We start from the raw sequence: 18,503 nt of genomic DNA, 5'->3' as shown, positions 1-18,503 counted from the left end.
GCCGGAGACCAACCATACGGACCAAAACCCCTAGTTGGAAGGTCGCGCAGAGGGCGCGGCCTGTGACGAAGAAAAGCCTGGAGTCCTGCCGACGGCACGCCGAAGGACGCGGCCGCCCGGAAGCTCAACATACCGGTAAGTTAAGTTTGAAAGCACGAGAACGGCGGCAACCACGATGGTGACATTCAACGTCGTGGCCAGGCCTGGACAGATGGAATCGAGTGCAGCGATCGGACGCGCACCTAGAGCTTTCACGAAATACTCGGCGAGCAGCACGACGAAAGCGTGGACCATGTAGATCGAGTATGACCGCTGACCGAGCCATAACAGCGGTTTGATCGTGAGCATGGCGGGAACGAGAGCGGCGCCTGGAAACGCCAATAGCGAGCCAAGCAGCACGGCAAAGGTCACGGGCGCGAGATAGCTGATCCACGGATAGGCTTCAGTCAGGGACACATGAGTCACGGCCGCAGCCACGACTGCAAACTGGACGGCGCCCTGCAAAGCAGGACTGATGTCGCGCGGCAGCGCCCTGACCGCTCTTACGGTGAGCACGCCGAGAAAGAAGCTGGTGAAACAGCGTAGCAGACCCCAATCGAACTGGACGTCCAGCTGAGGTGTCGCGACCACGGTTGTGAGCACAAACCAGCTGCCGATCGCCAAAGTGGCGGCGGCGAAGTAGAACCAGGCGAGTGAATTGAGCCGCTGCGCCGCCAGCAGCAACAGGCCGAACACCAGATAGGTGTAGAATTCGACGCTAATACTCCAGCTCGGCGCATTCCAGTTCAGGTACTGAACGAAGCCGAGCGAATGCAGCAGGAAGATGTTCAGAAAAAACGAATAGCCGTTGTTGACTTCAAACGCCGCGGGGCTGCTGACGACGGCACCCGCCACCGCTAGTCCGAGCCCGATGCGCACCAGACGAAACAGCAACAGCACGAGAAGCATAACAATATGCAGCGGATAGACCCGCGCGAACCGTCGAACCATGAAGTCGCGCAGCGAGAAGCGCCCGAAATCGGTTTGTAAGTAGCTGAGCGACATCACCATGCCGCTGAGCACAAAGAACAGGTCGACCAGAAATCCGCCGCTGCGGAAGAACGCACAGTCGATCCAGGCGTGGTTCGGAAATGCCGCAAGGAAGGTCGGCATCAAGATCACATGGTGAATGACCACGGTGACCGCTGCGATTCCTCGAATGCTGTCCAGCGTAAGGACATGCGCTTTCTCGCGATGAGCAGGCACCGTCACGGCCATTTCCTTGCACTTTGCAGTGCAACATCTCTACTGAGCATTCGACGCGAATACAATGTTCGCCCGGCATCCGTCGCATGCATTTCGATTGGACAGTCGTGCACCTCGCAAGAGGCAGCACGACGGCTCATTTGCCGCAGGCAACGTGCCCGTCAGCGATGGAGAAGAGACGAGATCGCTTGCCCCGACCAGGAGCAGCGCGCCGTCTGCGACGTAGCCGGCTTGTCAAGATGCCCGGGGCCCTGACGTTGTGCACCCTGCATGTTCGCGAAGCAGCGCAACTAGCCTATGCATCCGGCACGAATGTGGCAAAAGGACATCGAGATGTCAGAAACTGTATTGCGGAGTTGCCCCACGACTCTTTAGGAGTTGATGTTGCACTGTATTTCGCGGATTGCGGCGATCGGCGTGTTCGCGTTGGCCCCGCTCCGCTTCGGTTCCGCCGAGACGGTGTGGATCTGCATCTGGATTGTGCTGCTCGATCCGGGCCGCGGCGATGGCAATGCTCGGCAAGTGATCACGTCGGTCAAACAAGCCGTCGCACCGATGCGCGAGCCGATGAATCCGATCGCCGCAAAATGGACGGTTCCTCACCGCGACGACTATGCCGTCACCAATCGACACCCATTGATCGCGATGGGATGGCCGCAAGCCGCCCTGCGTCTTGCAGTTGTGCGGATCGAAGGCCGATGGGGTCATCGTGTGTCGGTTGCGCGGCTTTCGGATGGCGACCTGGTGCTAGACAATTTTTCATCGAGCGCTGCCCCTGGAAACGCGCTGGGCTGTGAGTGAATCTCGATGCAACCAAGCACTGCCGTCTGGGTGACTATCGGCGATCCCGGACGAACTTGGCGAGAAGCGCTTTACGAAGGTTGCGAGCTTTTGGCTCTGACCGATCGACGACCCGCGGCCTCATCACACACAGCAGACTTAACATGCGTCAACACGCTCAGATTTTGCCGCAGGCGTTGCGTTATGTTTGTGCACAATGCCGCACTCGCGCCCTACTAAATTCGTTGCGAAATTTCTGTGGTTTCAGACTATATTTTGCACTGCACAAGAATTTGACATAGTTAAGCGCGACACTGGTTTGAGCGAAGCCCTGCGACGGTTTGAATGAACGTGAAGAATGGTTTGGTCTTGCCTCGACGACGACGGTCTGCGGATCGCGGCGCAGCCTGTTTCGGTCTGGCGATTGCGTCGACGCTACTGATCGCTGCGTGCTTCGCCAACCCGTGCGACGCTCAATGTGTCGATCTGGCGGACCGCGTGCCTACCGCAGCCCTCCAAGGTTTTCAGGTGGAGCCCGCATCTCTGATGCGCGAGGTCCGCAATGATCGAAGCAAGCTCACCGGCCGCCTCACTGCATATATCGCGACCGACATCTCCATTCTTCCTGCAGTGCGGGACTTCGTCAGCCTGTCGGCCAACGAGGATCGCAACGCGATCGGCGCGGCCTTGCGCCGGGCACAGCTGATCTGTCTCACCCGTAAGCCTGAAACTGCGCAGAAGATCAGCAACTTCGTGCAGAAGTTGGCGGACTCTGCCGTGAGTTCCGGCTACGCATCGGAGTTGGAGGCAGTAGAATTCAGCTCGAGCTCGGTCGCTTCCCAGCCGGCCGGAGATGCAAGGCCGCCATCAAACGATAAGCCGGCCGCCAAAGCCAGCACCTTGATGACCGGTGAATGGCAGACGGATATCGCCGATCCGTTCGCTCCTGCCCCGCTTCCCCAATAACTTCATGCCAGCTTGATGAACATTCAGATGTACCAGCCGAGAGAGCAGTTTCAGCTCCATGAGAGGTCCGCACTAGATCTGGCGGGAGCGACGCTGAGCGTCGAGCGCGTCATCGGTATCCTGCGGCGGCAGTGGCCACTGATTACGGCCGTCGTCGGCGGCGCCTTCGCGCTGGTCTTGGTCTACTTGCTGACTGCAACGCCGATGTATACGGCGAATACTCGTATCCTCATGGATACTCGGCAGACCCAGGTCCTCGACAAGGACACCGGCGTCTCCAATGCGCTGATCGATCCCGGCTTTGTGGACAGCCAGGTCGAAATCATCACCTCCGACGATCTGATACGTTCCGTCGTCCGTCGCATGAACCTGACGGAAGATCCCGAGTTCAACGGCTCTGATCCCGGCCTCATTCCGGCGTTCATTGGTCGGGTGATTGCGCTGTTCGGATCAGATGGCCCCGCCTCGAAAGAGCGCATCGAACGTGGAACAGTTGGCGCCGTGCAGGCCAATTTGAAGGTCGAGCGCGTTCTCACGACATACGTCCTGTCGGCCAGCTTCCGTTCAAAGGACCCCGACAAGGCAGCCCGGATCGCCAATGAGATCGCGGATGCCTATATGATCGGCGCCCTCGACGCGAAATACCAATCCACCAAGCGCGCCAGCGAATGGCTGCAGCAGCGCAGCGCCGAGCTGCGCGAGCAGGCGACTGCCAGCGACCGCGCCGTGCAGACGTTCAAGAGCCAGAACAATATCGTCGGCACCAGCCGCGGCCTGATGAACGAGCAGCAGCTCACCGACGTAAACACCCAGCTCGTCCAGGCGCGCGCGGCCACCGCCGAGGCCAAGGCACGACTGGACCGCATCGACGGCATCACAGACAAAGACCTTGCCCAACCGACGGTCACCGACGCGCTCAACAATCCAGTGATCACCCGGCTGCGCGCGCAATATCTCGATCTTTCAGCCCAATATGCCGATTGGTCGGCTAAGTATGGCAAGACCCATCAGGCGTCGGTCAATCTGGCCAATCGCATGGAGGAGCTCCGCAAGTCGATCGCAGACGAAGTCAAGCGTATCGCCGATGCCTATCGCAGTGACTACGAAATCGCCAAGAGCCGCGAGACTTCGCTGGAGCAAAACCTCAAGAATCTCGTCAGCCAGGCCGGCAACACCGGGCAGGCGCAGGTGAAGCTGCGCGACCTCGAGAGCGCGGCCGACACCTACCGCAACCTGTACAACAGCTTCCTCGAGAAGCAGCAGCAGGCAATGCAAAACCAGAGCTTCCCGATCAGCGAGGCCCGCATCATCAGCACCGCGGTGAAGCCGGATCGCAAGAGCTCTCCCAAGACGTTGCTCTCTCTCATTGGAGCCCTGTTCGGCGGTCTTTGCTTCGGCCTAGGCGCCGCGTTTGCTCGGGAGATGCTGAGCGACGTGCTGCGCTCTCCCAGCGAAGTCGAAGACGAGATCGGAGTCAAATGTCTCGGGGTGCTTCCCGCCATCGGCGCCAAGGCCATGGGTCTGCCGAAGATACGCGGATGGCGATCGCCTGAAGGCGTGTCGGTCAAACCCGGCGGCCAATTGTCCCGTTACGTCATCGATCATCCCTTCTCCCGCTATGCCGAGACCATGCGCAACATCAAGGTCTCAATCGATCTCGCTCGCCTCTCCCGCGAGGTGAAGATCATCGGCATCGTGTCCTCGCTTCCGAAGGAAGGGAAAACCACGGTTTCGGCCAACTTCGCGCACCTGACCGCGTTTACCGGAAAGCGCGTGCTGCTGATCGACGGCGACCTTCACACGCGTTCGCTGACCAAGGAGCTCGACCCGACCGCCAAGAGCGGATTGCTCGAGGCCCTCAAGGATCCGCAGTCGGTCGGACACCACATCAGGCGCAGCCCGGAGACCGGACTGGATTTCCTGCCTTCGTTCGCCGTTTCGCGCATGGTGAACTCGGCCGACATCATGGCCTCGAAGGCGATGGCCGATCTGCTGTCATTGCTGCGAAACGAGTACGATTACATCGTCATCGATCTGGCGCCGGTGATGCCGGTCACCGACGCCAAGGCCATCAGCCATCTCATGGACGCGTTCGTCTACGTCATCGAATGGAGTCGGACGACCCGGACCGCCCTGCAGGAATCTATGTCGAGCTCCGAAGGCATTCAGAAAAAGGTAGTGGGCGCCGTGCTCAACGGCGCGAACCCGAAGATGCTGAAGCGCATTGAGGGTTACAAAGGCTCGCACTACAACGCCTATTATGTCGAGGGCGCCTAAGGAAAGGCGCTTCTCGCGCCTGACATGACCGTCAGTGGAACTGGATCTGGCGCGGGCGGATGCGGACGTTGATGCCGTGCAGCGGGTGAGCAGAAGCCTGCTGGCGCGCGCGCCAAGCTAACCGCTCGAATGGTTGGAGGCATTCTGGTCCGGCATACGCCAGGAGGGGGTCACAGCGGGGAATCCTCGCGCTTCTCGGCCAATCTCTAAGGCTCGGCCCCGCAGGAACTCTGACTGCAACTGGTAGGCGTGCCGCTCGCTTTTCGAGCGCTCCAGGCCAATTCGCGGGAGCTGACGGACAGTTCGCTGCTGGATTTCAACGACGCGTTTTACGATCGTCTGTCAGCAGCGCGGCCGCCCTCTTCCTCCAGTCGCCCGCAGTTAGGCTGGTGGATGAGATCTGTGACCTGCGCCCTATCTGCTCGACAACTAAGAGGCGTTGAACACCGGACGCAGCGTTCGCGTTCAGTCGGTTCACCAGCGCCAACCGCTGCGGACGCTCAGTAGGCCTCCTGATGGATGAGCGCCAGCGCGGTCTTCAGGATGATCCTGATATCGAGCCAGATGCTCCAGTTGCTGACGTACCAGACATCGTACTCGACCCGCTTCTCCATCAGATCGATAGTCGGCGTCTCACCACGAAAACCATTGACCTGGGCCCAACCCGTCAGCCCCGGCTTCATGTGATGCCGATAGACGTAGTTGCTGATGAGCTGGTCGTAATAATTGTCATGCGCGAGCGCATGTGGCCGCGGTCCTACCAGCGACATCTCGCCGCGAAGAACGTTCCAGAGCTGCGGCAACTCGTCGATGCTGGTCCGGCGCAGCATACGACCAACACGAGTGACCCGCGTGTCGGACTTCGTCGCCTGGGTCACGGTGTGGCCGTTTTCTGCCACCGTCATGGAACGAAACTTCCAGATTTGGAACGGCTTGCCGTTGAACCCGCGACGGGACTGCTTGAAGATCACGTTCCCGCGCGAGTCGAGCTTGATCATGACCGCAGCCGTCGCCAGCAGCGGCGCCAGCAGCAACAGCGCAACCGAGGCAAGTCCGACATCGAGGCAGCGCTTCTGCGCTCGCTCGAACACGGTTAGCGGGGCGCGCTGGATCTCGATGGCAACCGTGCCGCTGACCGGCTGGAACGGACGCGAGACGAGATCGGCGATCGGAAAGTCCGGGAGCAGCCGGATCGGCTGGGGTACCATGCGCAGGTGCTGGCTCACCTTTTGGAGCAGAGGCATCTCATCCCAGTCGATGACCAAGAGATACTCCTCGACATCGGCCGCGCGTGCCTGACGCACGATGTCGCGAATCTCGTGATCCCAGCCGGCTTCGGACGGCCTGAGAACGAAATGGCGTACGACATTGAAGCCGTGCTTGCGCAAATCCTTGAATCGGCTCGACGTGAAATCGAGCGGCTTCAGGCTCAGCAGCACGACCTTGCGATCGACCAGGCGACCTCTGGCATAGCTCGAGTTCAGCGCGCTGCGCCAGAGCACTCGGAGCCCGCCAAGCGCAACGCCGCCGGTCGCGGCAAATAGTAGCGTGGTTCCGCGCGACAGATCTGCTGACGATTTGAGCAGGAATGCCTCAACCGCAAGAATTGTCAGCGAGATGATCCAGATTGCAAGTGTCTTGCGCAGCTGCCAGACGGCATTCAGGAGGCGATGATGATCGTAGATGCCTTGGAAGTAAGAGATCGTCACGAACACCGCGGCAACGACAAGACCGGCACCCACCGACGAATCCTGCTCGGCGACGAGCAGGCGATACAAATTACTCGCCACGAAATAGCTGAGCAGGAGCGCGACGAAGTCACCCGCGATCAGAGCGATCTGGAGGGGGCGTTGGAGGGCACCTCGACGGCTCGACAAAACCGCATAATAGTTTTCCGAACCATAAGTTGCTACAGCCATCCGGACCTCGCTGCCTCGTCACGCGCTCTCGACTGCCTCACTTTGAGCAGTCGACCTTAATTCGCGATGCACCGTCGGCAATCTCTTAACTAAACAAAGCAAGAATGCGGCACCGCACCAAAAAGATAAATCTATTTTCTGCAACGCTGTTGCGCGGAGACCTGAATGCCCAGAGTCCTGTCACAAGCTTGACATTAAGCGAGCATCACGCCGCGTTTCGCGCCACAACGATTTTATTTCACGCATATTTCGAAAGCATTTGAACCATTATTCAACCACGTTGTTTAAGCCGCCATTAGGTCGCCATCATTAACACTCCCCACCATCTGGGGGAGTTGTAGCGTGAGCACAGTTGTTGTTTTCAGTCTGCTGATCGGATCGCTGCTGGGAGGCCGGTTCCGGATTGTCATCCTGCCACCGGCGATCGTGCTTGGTGGAGGGATGATTGGCGCCGTCTCCGATTGGGAGGGACAGGGCGCGCTTCACATTGTCGTCACGATCGTTGTCTTTGCGGCCGTGCTCCAGCTCGGCTATCTCTGCGGCGCGCTTCTGATCCGGCCGCGGGCGACACCGTATCGTACCAAACCCGCGTCGTCGTTCGACAGCCGTAGCTTCGGCTGAGGGGCCGGGACCCGTCGAATCAGCCCCCTCATCAAACCACACGTGATGCTACCGCCGCGCGAACGGACGCTCACACGGCGTGGACGAGAAAAGGCCCTCGGGATGACCGAATTTGTCCATCGCGTATTGACATCTCGAGCGAACCTCTCTGAAAGAGGTGGGCCTCATGGTCACAACCCCAACTCAGAACCGGCCTCGGCCGAAGCTCCCTAACGGCGTGCGCATCTACGCACTCAGCGACATCCACGGCTGCGCGCATCTGCTCGAACAGATGTTCGCAGTGATCGATGCGGACATGGCGAACAGCCGCCCCTATCGGGCGATCGAGGTCTTCCTCGGTGACTACATCGACCGCGGACCGAACTCGCGTCATACCCTCGATCTCCTGATCGACCGCAGCCGCCGCCGCAACACAGTCTTTCTCAAGGGCAATCACGAGGCCTACTTCACCTCGGTACTGGACGACCCCTCGCGCGCCGCCGACTGGTTCCGATTCGGCGGCATCCAGACCCTGATGTCCTATGGAATCTCGGTAGCGCCCGACCTCGGCAAGGACGAGCTGTTCGATCTCGTGCGCGAACTCACCTCCGCGATGCCACCGCAGCACATAGCATTCCTGCGGCAGTTGCGGCCGACATTCACCTGTGGCGACTTCTTCTTCGTCCATGCCGGCGTTCGTCCAGGAATACCGTTGCCCGATCAGCGCGAGCAGGATCTGCTATGGATTAGGGACGAATTTCTCCAGAGCAAGAAGCGCTTTGGGAAATACGTCGTGCACGGCCACACCCCTGTGCGCCAGGCCGAGCTGCTCGAGAACCGCGCCAATATCGATACCGGGGCGTACGCCACCGGCAACCTGACGCTGCTCTCGATTCAGGGCAGCAGCATGCTCGCGATCTAATGAGGTCTTCGCGCCCGCGAAGCGTCAATTGGTGTGATTGGCCGCCGGCCGGTAGTCCGGGAACCGGCTGAGGATCGCAGCCTTCAGGAACTTGAAATGGGCGATCGAGGTGCTGAGCTCCTTGAGCCTGCGCTGACCATTCAGGATTTCCTTGTCGAACAAATCGTGATGGTAATTGTCTAACGCTTCGCGCTCGAGATATTCGTCGTCGCCGTTGCCGATGGTCACGGCCGCGCGCGCCAGCACGTCCTCCACCCGGCGGTTCAGGCCTGATTGCTCACGCTCCGCTGCATGCAACGCGTCCTCGATTGCGACCATGATGGCTTCGATGCGCGCGCGATCGGTGTCCGCGTCGCGCTCGGGCGAACGGGCGCGGAACATCTGCTCACCGCCGAAACGGTCTTTTAGGAAATTGTGTGTGCGGGCCCGCAAGAAGAGCTGAAACATGCGTGCATTCCCGGTTCGAGGCGCCAGACCGGAAAATGGGCCTTGGATGGTTAACAAAGCTTAAAGGCCACAGGAGGTTGCATTCCGACACGTCCCTGTGGTCCAGCGGATGAGGTTCAAATCGTCGCCTTGAGGGCATCCAGCTCGCGATCGAGCGCCTGCTGCCAACTCGGCGGCGTAATGCCGAACCGCTCCCGCAGCCGCGTGAGATCAAGCCGGGAATTGAATGGCCGCTTCGCCTTGACCGGAAATTGGTCCGAAGGGATCGGAATAATTTCCTTCACGGCGAATTTGGCGCCCCTCGCTTGCAGCCCCGAAACGATCGCGGTCGCAAAGCCGTGCCAACTGGTCTCGCCGGTGCAAACCAGATTGACGACGCCGCCGCGCCGCTCGAACGTCTTGCGAAGATCGTCGCCGTTCGTTGGCAGCATTGCAACCACAGATTGTGAGATGGCATTCGCTGTCGTTGGCGCGCCGATCTGGTCGGCGACGATGCGCAACTGCTCGCGTTCTCCGGCAAGCCGCACGATGGTCTTGAGGAAATTCGTACCGGTTGCAGCATACACCCAGGACGTTCGCGCGATCACATACAGGGCACCCGCCTCGGCAATGGCTTGGTCGCCGGCAAGCTTGCTCTGGCCGTACACCGAAAGAGGCCCCGGCGTGCTGTCCTCACGCCAAGGACGATCGCCGAAACCATCGAAGACGTAGTCGGTCGAAAAGTGCACCAGCGGCACGCCGCGGGGCGCGGCCCATCGCGCGATCGCTCTGGGAGATTCCGCGTTGATACGAAACGCGAGCTCACGCTCGTCTTCCGCGCGATCGACGGCGGTATAGGCGGCAGGGTTGATGATTAAGTCCGGCTTGATCATATCGAGCTTGCTGGCAAGCTCGCCGGGCCGCGAGAAGTCGAACTCTTCGCGCGTGGGCGCAACGATATCGGCCCGTCCGTGGAGCAGCGGAAGCAGCGCTCCGCCCACCTGCCCCGCAGTGCCCGTCAAAAGGATCTTCATGTCAGATCTCCCCGTAACGTGGGAGATTCTTCACGTCCGCAAGCAAGGGCGCATCGGCGTCTTTGGGTGAAAGCGAGGGATGTGCGAGGCCCCAGTCGATGCCGATCGCCGGGTCGTCCCATCGCACTGAGATCTCATCCTTCGGGCTATAGAGAGCGTCGCACTTATAGAAGAAATCGGCCGTCTCGGAGAGAACGGCAAAGCCATGCGCGAAGCCGCGAGGCACCCACAACTGCCGCCGATTATCCTCACTTAGTTCGACAGCAACATGACGCCCAAAATTTGGGCTACCGACGCGGACATCGACGGCGACATCCAATACGCGGCCGCGGAGCGCGGTGACCAGTTTGCCCTGCGTCAATGGATTTTGTAGATGTAGCCCGCGCAAAACGCCATAACGCGAACGGGACAGGTTGTCCTGAACGAACGACCGCGCAATCCCATTCTGCGCATAACGTTCGAATTGGTAGCTCTCCAAGAAAAAGCCGCGTTGATCGCCGAATAGCTTCGGTTCGATGATCATAACCTCGGGCAGATCCGTCTTGATAACGTTCATTCTAACGACTTCAACTCCGCACCCAGAACGATCTTGTGCGGTGCACACTATCTGATATTTTCAAATTGGTAAACCAGAGGGACACATGAAGGGAATTATACTCGCTGGCGGAACTGGCTCGCGCCTTTTTCCCGTCACGACGGTGGTATCGAAGCAACTGCTTCCGGTTTTTGACAAACCGATGATCTACTATCCGCTATCGACATTGATGCTCGCTGGTATCCGCGACATCCTCATCATCTCGACACCGCTGGACAAGCCGCTGTTCCAGCGCTTGCTCGGCGATGGATCTGGGATCGGCGTCAATTTCTCGTATGCCACCCAGGAGACACCGCGCGGTCTTGCCGATGCATTCATCGTTGGCCGCGAATTCGTCGGCTCGGATTCCGTCGCGCTGGTTCTTGGCGACAACATTTTCTACGGCCACGGACTGCCTGAAATGCTCACCAAGGCCGCCAGCCGCAAGAGCGGCGCGACCGTCTTCGGCTACGTCGTGAACTCGCCTGAACAATATGGCGTGGTCGAGCTCGGCAGTGACGGACTAGCGCGCTCGATCGAGGAGAAGCCCAGGCAGCCAAAATCGAATGTGGCCGTGACCGGCCTCTATTTCTACGACAACAGCGTGGTTGACATCGCAGCAGGCATCAAACCCTCGGCGCGCGGCGAGATCGAAATTACCGATGTGAATAACGCCTACCTCGCTCGTGGCGACTTGTTCGTCGAAGTGCTTGGTCGTGGCTTTGCGTGGCTCGACACCGGCACGCATGCTTCGCTGGTCGAAGCCAGTCATTTCGTTCAAATCCTGGAGCAGCGCCAGGGCCTGCGCATCGCGTGCCCAGAAGAAATCGCGTTGCGACGCGGTTACATTTCTCTTGAAGCCTTCAAGAAGGTCGCAGAGAAGACCGCCAAAAGCAGCTACGGCGAGTATCTGCAATCAGTAGCCCGTTCCTTCGCCGCTCACGACTGAGGCAGATCATCCATGCGTTTCGAAGGCTCCACAATTTTCGTCACGGGCGGTGCAGGTTTCATTGGGTCCGCCGTCGTCCGTCATCTCCTCCACGACACGCATGCGCGCGTCGTCAACATCGACAAGCTAACTTATGCTGCGAACCTGGATTCGCTTCCCGGCGCCGAAGCAAATTCCAGCTATGCTTTCGAGAAGCAATGCATTTGCGAAGCCACCTCGCTTCGGAAGCTGTTCGAGAAGTACCAGCCCACCGCAGTGATGAACCTGGCCGCCGAGAGCCACGTCGACCGCTCGATCGACGGCCCCGGCGAATTCATCCAGACCAATATTGTCGGCACCTTCACGCTGCTGCAGGAAGCGTTGCGATATTGGAGGGATCTGTCCCCAGACCGCCGTGCGCAGTTCCGCTTTCTTCACATCTCGACCGACGAGGTGTTCGGGTCGCTCGGCAAGGACGGCTATTTCACAGAGACCACGTCCTATTCACCCAATTCGCCGTACTCGGCGAGCAAAGCGTCGTCCGACCATCTGGTCCGCGCCTGGCGCGAGACCTACGATCTTCCGACGATGGTGACGAACTGCTCGAACAATTACGGCCCTTATCACTTTCCCGAGAAGCTCATTCCCCACATCATCATCAAAGGACTCGCCGGAGAGCCGCTGCCGGTTTACGGCGACGGCCAGAACGTCCGCGACTGGCTCTACGTCGAGGATCATGCCAAGGCGCTCACGCTCGTGCTCGAGCGCGGTGCGATCGGCGAGACTTACAATGTCGGCGGCAGAAACGAGCGCACCAATTTGCACGTGGTGGAAACCATTTGCGACATGCTCGACGAATTGTCGCCGCACGCGGCCGGATCTCGACGTAGCCTCATTTCGTTCGTCGCCGACCGTCCCGGTCACGATCGCCGCTACGCGATCGATGCTTCAAAACTCGAGCGCGAGCTCGGTTGGCGTGCTGACGAGAATTTCGAAAGCGGCTTGGCTAAGACGGTTCGCTGGTTCTTCGAAAACCGCCAATGGTGGCAAGCAATTCTCGATCGCGGCTATCAGCAGAAGCGGATCGGCCTCGGTTAGCGGATCGCCCCCTTTTATCGCGACAGCTGCCGTCCCGCATGAAGGTGACGGCAGCTTGACCGCGTCGATCTGCAAGAGGAAATCGTGCGAGGATGGATGGATATTACTTCGTTTGGATTCGCGGCCTGGATGGTCGTCCGATGCCGCAGATCTGGCACGCAGACCAGTTCTTCGGCCCGGAATGGAAATTCAGGCATGTCATGGCCCGGCATATTCTGGACGCAAGAATGCGCGAAATGGGGCTTGATCGACTCACGAAGCTCTTTCCCGCGCCGCGCGGCACCGACGAAGCTGTCTGAAGAGATCGCCCGGAGAAACGAGGCCTTGAAGACTAAACGTAAGGCGAATCGATTCGGCTCCTTGCCATCCAGGCCTTCCATGCGTTTTCATGCTTGCTGTACAGCTCCAACCAGCGTTGCTCGCTGGGAATACGCTGAGAGCTGCGCTCGATTAATATCGCTTCGGTTCGACCGGCATCCGGCTCGCTGTCGAGCCGTTCGAACTCAAAGGTTTCCTCGAGCGTTAGGCCGATCAGGACGCGCCGGCCGATCGCATCGACAAAATATCGTCGCGGCGCATTATTGTTCCTGACGCTCGTCATGCTGCACCTCGCTTGCGATCCAGGGGCAACTCGGATCAGCAGGACACGCCCGCAACCGAGCTCAATGTAATCAGACGATGCGCGGGGAACAATGTCCGGCGCAATTGAACCTACCCGACATGGTTACTTTCGCGCCGCGGCTTTCGGCCGAAATCCGCTCAGAACGCGCGGCGACCTCTAGCAACCGGCTCGTGCTGAGAGCCCCAAGAAGTATCAATCGGCCGTCGTTCCCTCCACACCTGCCACGCGTGCGTCGCGTAGCCAATGCAGAAGCCGGCGAAGATCGAAATTGAAACCCATATCATCCGGAGATCTTTCTGTTGCTGCGCGTCCACCGCCTTCATTTCGGGAGCGAACATTGTCACCTTCGAGTTGTGTCGAGATCGTGATGGCTGGCGCTGATCTTGTTGTCACAGACGGGAATTTTGGCAGCAGCGCGCCTGCATCCTGACCGTTCAAATCAACCCGTGAGCTGGAAGAATAACTTCCACCGACAACAGAATGGCGAAATAGACCCACACAGCCATTGCGACGTGCGTAATGCCGAAGAATACTCCTTCGAATGCCCGCTCTCTCATCTCGCAAGAGGCATGACTGACACTATTTTTTGAAGCATCTCGATCTTCTTCCTTCTTCGTATCGCTTGCGCAATCATAACCGCACGAATTCGACGATCTCATGACGAACACTGCGAGAGACGTTGCCGCCGATGCAAGTGCGATAGCCAACTCGGGCTTAAATACTTTTTTTGAATCGACCCATCACGCCTATTAGATCACGAAAATTTTTCCGAGGAAGCGCTCGAGCAAAATTTGAACGGGTCAAGGGTTTTTACAACTCTGGCAGGAAATCGATCGAAGAGCCGGAGATTTCGAGAGGGACGTCGGCAACACCCGCCAACGACGTCCGCCACGGGAGAGCGTGCCTGCGAAACCGTTGGCGCTAGAGACGATCGGAATAGGCGGGCTGGCGAGAATTGAAGAAAACTCCGGAATCATACGGAGCCCTGCGCGCCTATTTCATCGCGGTAAGGTTGAGGAGTTAGCTTAACCCGCGTTGTTTGTTGCGAAGTCTCACCGATCGCATATCCATGTCCGCACCGGGCTTGCCCCAAGGCCCGGCCCCACCCAAGCAAAGCCGTCGAGCGACATGGGTCCGCTTGGCGGCTTTGTCGTTGTATCGATGTGAGAGGATCGTTTCGGATATGGCGCGCAAGCCCTGGTCGTTCAAGGAAGACCGCCGGCTCATGGAGTTGGCCAAGTTTTCGACGTCGCTGGAGGACGCAGCGAAGCAGCTCGGACGCTCGCCCAATGCGATCAAGCGCATGGCCTTGCGTCTCGGCCTGGTACTGAAATCCAAGGCCGCCAAGAAGAGCTAGCGAGACTACGCGACAATTCGTGGGCGCCTGCCCCTGCAAACGCTTGACGAGGGGCACGGCAAAACGACGCATTCCGTGCGCTTCGACACTCTCGATCTCTGCGCACGCGGATGTTAGACTATCCGATCCAACGTCGGTTGTTTCTCGCCGAGGATGGATCGTTCGGCGGCCTCGGCGTCCGATCCGTAGTCATTTGGAGGACTGCACCATGTTGTGCCGCGCATTCGCCGTAGCTTTGCTCCTGGCTCTGCCTTCCGTGGCGTCAGCGCAGATTCCTGTGGGTTTCGGGTTCCCGAACGGCGCTCCCTGGTGTTCGTTTGGCTTCGATTGCAGATTCCTGAATTTCCGCGAGTGCGCCGACCGGATCTATGATCCCGCACGCAACTGCCTCAAGAATCCGCTTTTCGCGGCCCGCTACCCGACCAATATCGACAAGGGCTGGTCCTACAATCGACGCTGAACCCCGTGCAACCTGGCAGATCCTGAAATCAGCCTTGTCAGACCTCGGGCCGCTGTTGAAAGCAGATAAGGATTTTCGAGCTCTGTCTCGATGTCGTTCCGTAGCATCTGCCCAGCGCCGGTTTCGTCGAAAGGCTTCGGCGTACCGTCAAAAAGTTGCAACACAGAAATCGTCGAGGTGACCGAACTCAAAGATCTCGGGCGCGGCCGCCGTCGTCGCCGAGCTGCGCGAAATATGGCTTGCGCACTGTCATCGACGACGTCGGGCTCGGCCACAGCGGACTGTCGCGACTGGTGCCAACACCATCACGATCGACAGGCTCTTCGTCGACACAATCAATGTAGATGCATCGACCACACGATCGTCGAGATGCTGGTCGCACTCGCCAAGGACTTTCGAATGACGGTGGTCGCGGAGGAATCGAGACGGAAGAACAAATCCGCGCCCTGGTCGCGTCCGGTGTCGAGACCGGACAGGGATATCTCGTCGCCGCGCCGCTACCCTTTTCCGAGTCCAGGGAATTTATGGCGCTGCGTGATGCCGCGAAAGCTCAGGGTAAAGGTGCGCCGGGGGCTCGACTGGCGCGGTTGGTTCGAATTCGGACAGACCCCCGAGCAGTCTGCACAGATACGTCCCGGCGCGATCCACCATTCACGAACGCTGCATCGGCGAGCTACAATCTTTAACGATATTCTCTGCTTTTGGGAGCGGACGCCGGTCGACCGGCTATGATGCCGCAATGCGCCGAAGTCACCTCATGGCAGCCTCAGCAATCTGCCTTGCCCTCATCGCTTACGCCACTTTGGCGCGGCTGGCGGGCCGGCCCGCGCTCATGGGGCACCACGAGGCATATTGGGCTGTCGTCATCGAGCGCTTCAGTGCCTATGGCTTGCTGGGATTTCTTCTCTCTTTCTTGTTGCCTGGCCGCTTCATCACGGCGGGCGCACTTGTCGTTGCCGTCGCGATGGGGCTGGAGCTACTTCAGGCACTGACACTAGATCGCGATCCCGGTCTGCTAGACGTTCTGCAAAAGACAGCAGGAGGCATCGTAGGGGTTATCTTTGCCCAGACGGTCCTGGCTTTCCTTCCCCGTCCGCCGTCCTGACGTCGAGAAAATCTGGCGGGGCGAAGCCGTCAACGCGCCAGGATATCGCCTCCTATTTCATCATCTGAGCGCGCAACTCACCACCGGGCTTCGCGGCCGTGTGACTGTTCGCGTGCCACTTTCCGGCCAACAGATCCGTTGCCTGAGTTCGGTTAGCGTTCGCGGTTCCCTGGATGGGGCTTTACGCCGTCTTGAACGGAAGCACGATGCCTCCGTTCTTTCCGGCATCGAAGTGGCCGTAGAAATGAGCGCCCAGTGCTGGATCTGACAGGCTATAGGTCACCGAATAGGTCAACGTCTTCGTCTCGGTATCGCAGCTTGCCTCTGCCTTGCCCGACCCGGCCGAAGTGTTCGGAGGCACCTCGTTACTGCCCTTCGGATCGACCTGAAGCTTCACTATCTATGCGCTTGCGGCTGCCAGCTGTGATAATCAGCGGCCCCAAGGGGCGCCGCGCCCAAGACTCTCACGCAGGCCCAATGGCTTTCCTCATGACACCCCTCCTGCGGGCTCTCCCGCCCAACTCGGTTGAAACACCCGACCGTAGCCGGAAAATTCCGGACGCGAAATGCTAATACGAGACAACTATCGCGGGAATCTCAGCACCTCTTCAGGACAGTACGAGGCGATAAAGCCACCCCGCGCCTGCCGTTGACCTCATTCGGCGCCAGCAGTTCCGCCATCTGCCGGTGGGCGGCCTGGAGTGCCTCGATGGCGCTATCGAGGTCAAAATCCAACTCGCGGACGGAGGCAAAAAACTTGGCTGTCAGCGCCAGATCCAGTTTGACGCGGGTTGCCCCATCGCGGCTCCTGCGACGGTCAAGCGACAGGTGGATGGCGCGCAACCTCGCTTCGCTGCTGCTGCACTCACAAAAAGTCGCGAGTTCGTCGTATGTCATCCAGATTTGAGGCATGTCCCTGTCCGTCCCTTGTTATGGACCTCACCCTAAACCCGAGCTCTAAAATTATGGTTGCTGCCGGCGTGCAATCTGGCGACATTTTCGCTGCACGATGGTCTATTGAAGCTGAATCAACCATGATTTGCACGCGTGCCCAAAAGGAGCGACGGCGAACGCCCAAGGCTTGCAGCTTTTCAGGATCGTCAAACAGGTTATAACGATGGCGCGACTTGTGCTTTGCGTGGACTTGCTGCCGGCGGCCTCAGCCTGAATGGGCCGTTGCATTTGCGTTGGGTAAACGACATGACTGACCGACCGACTATCCTCGTCACGGGAGGCGCTGGCTATATTGGCTCGCATGCTTGCCGCGCCCTCACTGCAGCCGGCTATCGGCCCGTCGTCTATGACAATCTCACAACCGGACATCGCAGCTTCGTCGGCGGAGATCTGGTGACGGGCGACCTGCTCGACGGCGCGACGCTGGCGCGCGCCTTTGCCGACCAAAAGGTGACGGCCGTGATGCATTTTGCGGCAGCGAGCCTCGTCGGCGAGTCCATGAGCGACCCGCAGAAATACTACATCAACAACGTCCAGGGCACGCTGTCGCTGCTGAAGGCGATGCGAAACGCCGGCTGCCACCGCATCGTCTTCTCCTCGACCGGCGCGGTCTATGGCAATGCCGATTCCAAGACGCTGTCCGAGGATTTCCCCTGTGCACCGATCAATCCCTACGGCGCCTCGAAATGGATGATCGAACGCATGCTGGCCGACTATCGCCAGGCTTACGGTTTCGGAGCATTCTGCCTACGCTATTTCAATGCCAGCGGCGCAGATCCGGCCGGCGGCATCGGCGAATTGCGCGACAACGAGACCCATCTGATTCCGCGCGCCATGATGGCGTTGCAGGGCCATGTCGAGTTTTCCGTGTTCGGCGACGATTACGACACACCCGACGGCACCGCAATCCGCGACTACATCCACGTCACAGACCTCGCTGCAGCTCACGTCGCAGCGCTGAAGCTGCTGGAAGCAGGACATGCCGGCGGCAGCTTCAACCTCGGCACCGGCTCAGGCTTCTCGGTGCGCGAGATCCTGAACGCCATCAGGCAAGAGACCGGACGCGAGGTGCCTCACACCGTCAAGCCGCGCCGGGCGGGCGATCCGACGTATCTCGTCGCCGATCCCTCGGCTGCGCGAAAGGTGCTGGACTTCGTGCCGCGCCATTCCGACCTGACAACCGTGATCAGCACCGCCTGGGCCTGGCACCAGAAGGCGCATCCGCGGAGATAGGCT

The 18,503-nt window shown here is 59.4% G+C and carries 20 protein-coding genes and 1 pseudogene; 13 read left to right on the top strand and 8 right to left on the bottom strand.

Annotated features, from left to right (window positions below; all coding sequences use genetic code 11):
* Nucleotides 1–30 precede the first annotated feature (30 nt).
* Nucleotides 31–1,251, bottom strand: a complete 1,221-nt coding sequence (locus tag L6637_RS30935; protein ID WP_237872849.1) for an acyltransferase family protein — start codon at nt 1,249–1,251, stop codon at nt 31–33.
* 411 nt (nt 1,252–1,662) lie between these two features.
* On the opposite strand from L6637_RS30935, the gene L6637_RS30930 reads away from it, so the two are divergent.
* The 3 genes from L6637_RS30930 to L6637_RS30920 all read left to right on the top strand — a co-directional run bounded on the left by L6637_RS30930 (nt 1,663) and on the right by L6637_RS30920 (nt 5,268).
* Nucleotides 1,663–2,046, top strand: coding sequence for a transglutaminase-like cysteine peptidase (locus L6637_RS30930; RefSeq protein ID WP_237872848.1), 384 nt, complete (start codon nt 1,663–1,665; stop codon nt 2,044–2,046).
* Nucleotides 2,047–2,370: 324 nt separating this feature from the next.
* Nucleotides 2,371–2,991, top strand: a complete 621-nt coding sequence (locus L6637_RS30925) for a hypothetical protein (protein WP_237872846.1) — start codon at nt 2,371–2,373, stop codon at nt 2,989–2,991.
* A gap of 27 nt (nt 2,992–3,018) precedes the next feature.
* Nucleotides 3,019–5,268, top strand: coding sequence for a polysaccharide biosynthesis tyrosine autokinase (locus tag L6637_RS30920; RefSeq protein WP_237872844.1), 2,250 nt, complete (start codon nt 3,019–3,021; stop codon nt 5,266–5,268).
* A 500-nt stretch (nt 5,269–5,768) separates the two neighbouring features.
* Here L6637_RS30920 and L6637_RS30915 read toward each other — a convergent pair whose 3' ends face one another.
* Nucleotides 5,769–7,187 (bottom strand): undecaprenyl-phosphate glucose phosphotransferase, encoded by a 1,419-nt coding sequence (locus L6637_RS30915; protein WP_237872842.1) that lies wholly within the window; start codon nt 7,185–7,187, stop codon nt 5,769–5,771.
* 342 nt (nt 7,188–7,529) lie between these two features.
* Between L6637_RS30915 and L6637_RS30910 the strand changes: the two genes are divergently transcribed.
* Nucleotides 7,530–7,808: a hypothetical protein gene (locus L6637_RS30910; protein ID WP_237872841.1), complete on the top strand. Its 279-nt coding sequence runs from the start codon at nt 7,530–7,532 to the stop codon at nt 7,806–7,808.
* Nucleotides 7,809–7,974: 166 nt separating this feature from the next.
* Nucleotides 7,975–8,709 carry a metallophosphoesterase family protein gene (locus tag L6637_RS30905; RefSeq protein ID WP_237872840.1) on the top strand — a complete coding sequence of 245 codons (735 nt, stop codon included), beginning with the start codon at nt 7,975–7,977 and terminating at the stop codon, nt 8,707–8,709.
* 24 nt (nt 8,710–8,733) lie between these two features.
* Here the strand turns inward: L6637_RS30905 and L6637_RS30900 are convergent, their stop codons facing one another.
* The 3 genes from L6637_RS30900 to rfbC form a co-directional block, all read right to left on the bottom strand.
* A complete protein-coding gene (locus L6637_RS30900; protein ID WP_237872839.1) occupies nt 8,734–9,156 on the bottom strand; it encodes a hypothetical protein in 423 nt (140 codons plus the stop codon).
* Nucleotides 9,157–9,272: 116 nt separating this feature from the next.
* Nucleotides 9,273–10,169, bottom strand: a complete 897-nt coding sequence (gene rfbD / locus L6637_RS30895) for a dTDP-4-dehydrorhamnose reductase (RefSeq protein ID WP_237872838.1) — start codon at nt 10,167–10,169, stop codon at nt 9,273–9,275.
* A 1-nt stretch (nt 10,170) separates the two neighbouring features.
* Entirely contained in the window at nt 10,171–10,725 is a 555-nt protein-coding gene (gene rfbC / locus L6637_RS30890; RefSeq protein ID WP_237872837.1) for a dTDP-4-dehydrorhamnose 3,5-epimerase, read from the bottom strand.
* 85 nt (nt 10,726–10,810) lie between these two features.
* Here rfbC and rfbA point away from each other — a divergent pair, with 85 nt between their 5' ends.
* The 3 genes from rfbA (at nt 10,811) to L6637_RS30875 (ending at nt 13,068) form a co-directional block, all read left to right on the top strand.
* Nucleotides 10,811–11,692: a glucose-1-phosphate thymidylyltransferase RfbA gene (gene rfbA / locus L6637_RS30885; RefSeq protein WP_237872836.1), complete on the top strand. Its 882-nt coding sequence runs from the start codon at nt 10,811–10,813 to the stop codon at nt 11,690–11,692.
* A gap of 12 nt (nt 11,693–11,704) precedes the next feature.
* Nucleotides 11,705–12,769, top strand: a complete 1,065-nt coding sequence (rfbB, locus tag L6637_RS30880) for a dTDP-glucose 4,6-dehydratase (RefSeq protein WP_237872834.1) — start codon at nt 11,705–11,707, stop codon at nt 12,767–12,769.
* Nucleotides 12,770–12,861: 92 nt separating this feature from the next.
* On the top strand, nt 12,862–13,068 hold the full coding sequence (locus tag L6637_RS30875; protein ID WP_237872833.1) for a hypothetical protein: 207 nt from the start codon (nt 12,862–12,864) through the stop codon (nt 13,066–13,068).
* A gap of 32 nt (nt 13,069–13,100) precedes the next feature.
* Here the strand turns inward: L6637_RS30875 and L6637_RS30870 are convergent, their stop codons facing one another.
* Complete coding sequence (locus L6637_RS30870) at nt 13,101–13,370, bottom strand: hypothetical protein (protein WP_237872832.1); 270 nt, start codon at nt 13,368–13,370, stop codon at nt 13,101–13,103.
* A 1,204-nt stretch (nt 13,371–14,574) separates the two neighbouring features.
* On the opposite strand from L6637_RS30870, the gene L6637_RS30865 reads away from it, so the two are divergent.
* From L6637_RS30865 to L6637_RS30850, 4 genes are all read left to right on the top strand, one after another.
* Entirely contained in the window at nt 14,575–14,748 is a 174-nt protein-coding gene (locus L6637_RS30865; protein WP_237872831.1) for a hypothetical protein, read from the top strand.
* Nucleotides 14,749–14,956: 208 nt separating this feature from the next.
* Nucleotides 14,957–15,208: a hypothetical protein gene (locus tag L6637_RS30860; protein ID WP_237872830.1), complete on the top strand. Its 252-nt coding sequence runs from the start codon at nt 14,957–14,959 to the stop codon at nt 15,206–15,208.
* 90 nt (nt 15,209–15,298) lie between these two features.
* A complete protein-coding gene (locus L6637_RS30855) occupies nt 15,299–15,940 on the top strand; it encodes a hypothetical protein (protein ID WP_237872829.1) in 642 nt (213 codons plus the stop codon).
* Nucleotides 15,941–15,947: 7 nt separating this feature from the next.
* Complete coding sequence (locus L6637_RS30850) at nt 15,948–16,313, top strand: VanZ family protein (RefSeq protein ID WP_333909359.1); 366 nt, start codon at nt 15,948–15,950, stop codon at nt 16,311–16,313.
* A 52-nt stretch (nt 16,314–16,365) separates the two neighbouring features.
* Here L6637_RS30850 and L6637_RS30845 read toward each other — a convergent pair.
* Both L6637_RS30845 and L6637_RS30840 read right to left on the bottom strand, forming a co-directional pair.
* Nucleotides 16,366–16,710 (bottom strand): annotated as a pseudogene (locus L6637_RS30845) (CHRD domain-containing protein).
* Between the two features lie 200 nt (nt 16,711–16,910).
* Complete coding sequence (locus L6637_RS30840; protein WP_237872826.1) at nt 16,911–17,225, bottom strand: hypothetical protein; 315 nt, start codon at nt 17,223–17,225, stop codon at nt 16,911–16,913.
* 288 nt (nt 17,226–17,513) lie between these two features.
* Here L6637_RS30840 and galE point away from each other — a divergent pair, with 288 nt between their 5' ends.
* Nucleotides 17,514–18,500 (top strand): UDP-glucose 4-epimerase GalE, encoded by a 987-nt coding sequence (gene galE, locus L6637_RS30835; protein WP_237872825.1) that lies wholly within the window; start codon nt 17,514–17,516, stop codon nt 18,498–18,500.
* Nucleotides 18,501–18,503 lie beyond the last annotated feature (3 nt).

This window comes from Bradyrhizobium zhengyangense (genome assembly GCF_022012435.1).
GTDB lineage: Bacteria > Pseudomonadota > Alphaproteobacteria > Rhizobiales > Xanthobacteraceae > Bradyrhizobium > Bradyrhizobium zhengyangense.
The sequence above is the reverse complement of the archived record's forward strand: the minus strand, read 5'-3'. Positions and strand labels throughout refer to the sequence as shown.

Bases quoted from the DNA above. Each gene is read 5' to 3' on its own strand.
- L6637_RS30900 (WP_237872839.1), bottom strand. From the start codon at position 9,156: ATGTTTCAGCTCTTCTTGCGGGCCCGCACACACAATTTCCTAAAAGAC.
- L6637_RS30905 (WP_237872840.1), top strand. From the start codon at position 7,975: ATGGTCACAACCCCAACTCAGAACCGGCCTCGGCCGAAGCTCCCTAAC.
- L6637_RS30840 (WP_237872826.1), bottom strand. From the start codon at position 17,225: ATGCCTCAAATCTGGATGACATACGACGAACTCGCGACTTTTTGTGAG.
- L6637_RS30855 (WP_237872829.1), top strand. From the start codon at position 15,299: ATGTCGTTCCGTAGCATCTGCCCAGCGCCGGTTTCGTCGAAAGGCTTC.
- rfbC (WP_237872837.1), bottom strand. From the start codon at position 10,725: ATGAACGTTATCAAGACGGATCTGCCCGAGGTTATGATCATCGAACCG.
- L6637_RS30925 (WP_237872846.1), top strand. From the start codon at position 2,371: ATGAACGTGAAGAATGGTTTGGTCTTGCCTCGACGACGACGGTCTGCG.
- rfbB (WP_237872834.1), top strand. From the start codon at position 11,705: ATGCGTTTCGAAGGCTCCACAATTTTCGTCACGGGCGGTGCAGGTTTC.
- L6637_RS30875 (WP_237872833.1), top strand. From the start codon at position 12,862: ATGGATGGATATTACTTCGTTTGGATTCGCGGCCTGGATGGTCGTCCG.
- rfbD (WP_237872838.1), bottom strand. From the start codon at position 10,169: ATGAAGATCCTTTTGACGGGCACTGCGGGGCAGGTGGGCGGAGCGCTG.
- L6637_RS30865 (WP_237872831.1), top strand. From the start codon at position 14,575: ATGGCGCGCAAGCCCTGGTCGTTCAAGGAAGACCGCCGGCTCATGGAG.
- L6637_RS30915 (WP_237872842.1), bottom strand. From the start codon at position 7,187: ATGGCTGTAGCAACTTATGGTTCGGAAAACTATTATGCGGTTTTGTCG.
- L6637_RS30860 (WP_237872830.1), top strand. From the start codon at position 14,957: ATGTTGTGCCGCGCATTCGCCGTAGCTTTGCTCCTGGCTCTGCCTTCC.
- galE (WP_237872825.1), top strand. From the start codon at position 17,514: ATGACTGACCGACCGACTATCCTCGTCACGGGAGGCGCTGGCTATATT.
- L6637_RS30920 (WP_237872844.1), top strand. From the start codon at position 3,019: ATGTACCAGCCGAGAGAGCAGTTTCAGCTCCATGAGAGGTCCGCACTA.
- L6637_RS30850 (WP_333909359.1), top strand. From the start codon at position 15,948: ATGCGCCGAAGTCACCTCATGGCAGCCTCAGCAATCTGCCTTGCCCTC.
- rfbA (WP_237872836.1), top strand. From the start codon at position 10,811: ATGAAGGGAATTATACTCGCTGGCGGAACTGGCTCGCGCCTTTTTCCC.
- L6637_RS30870 (WP_237872832.1), bottom strand. From the start codon at position 13,370: ATGACGAGCGTCAGGAACAATAATGCGCCGCGACGATATTTTGTCGAT.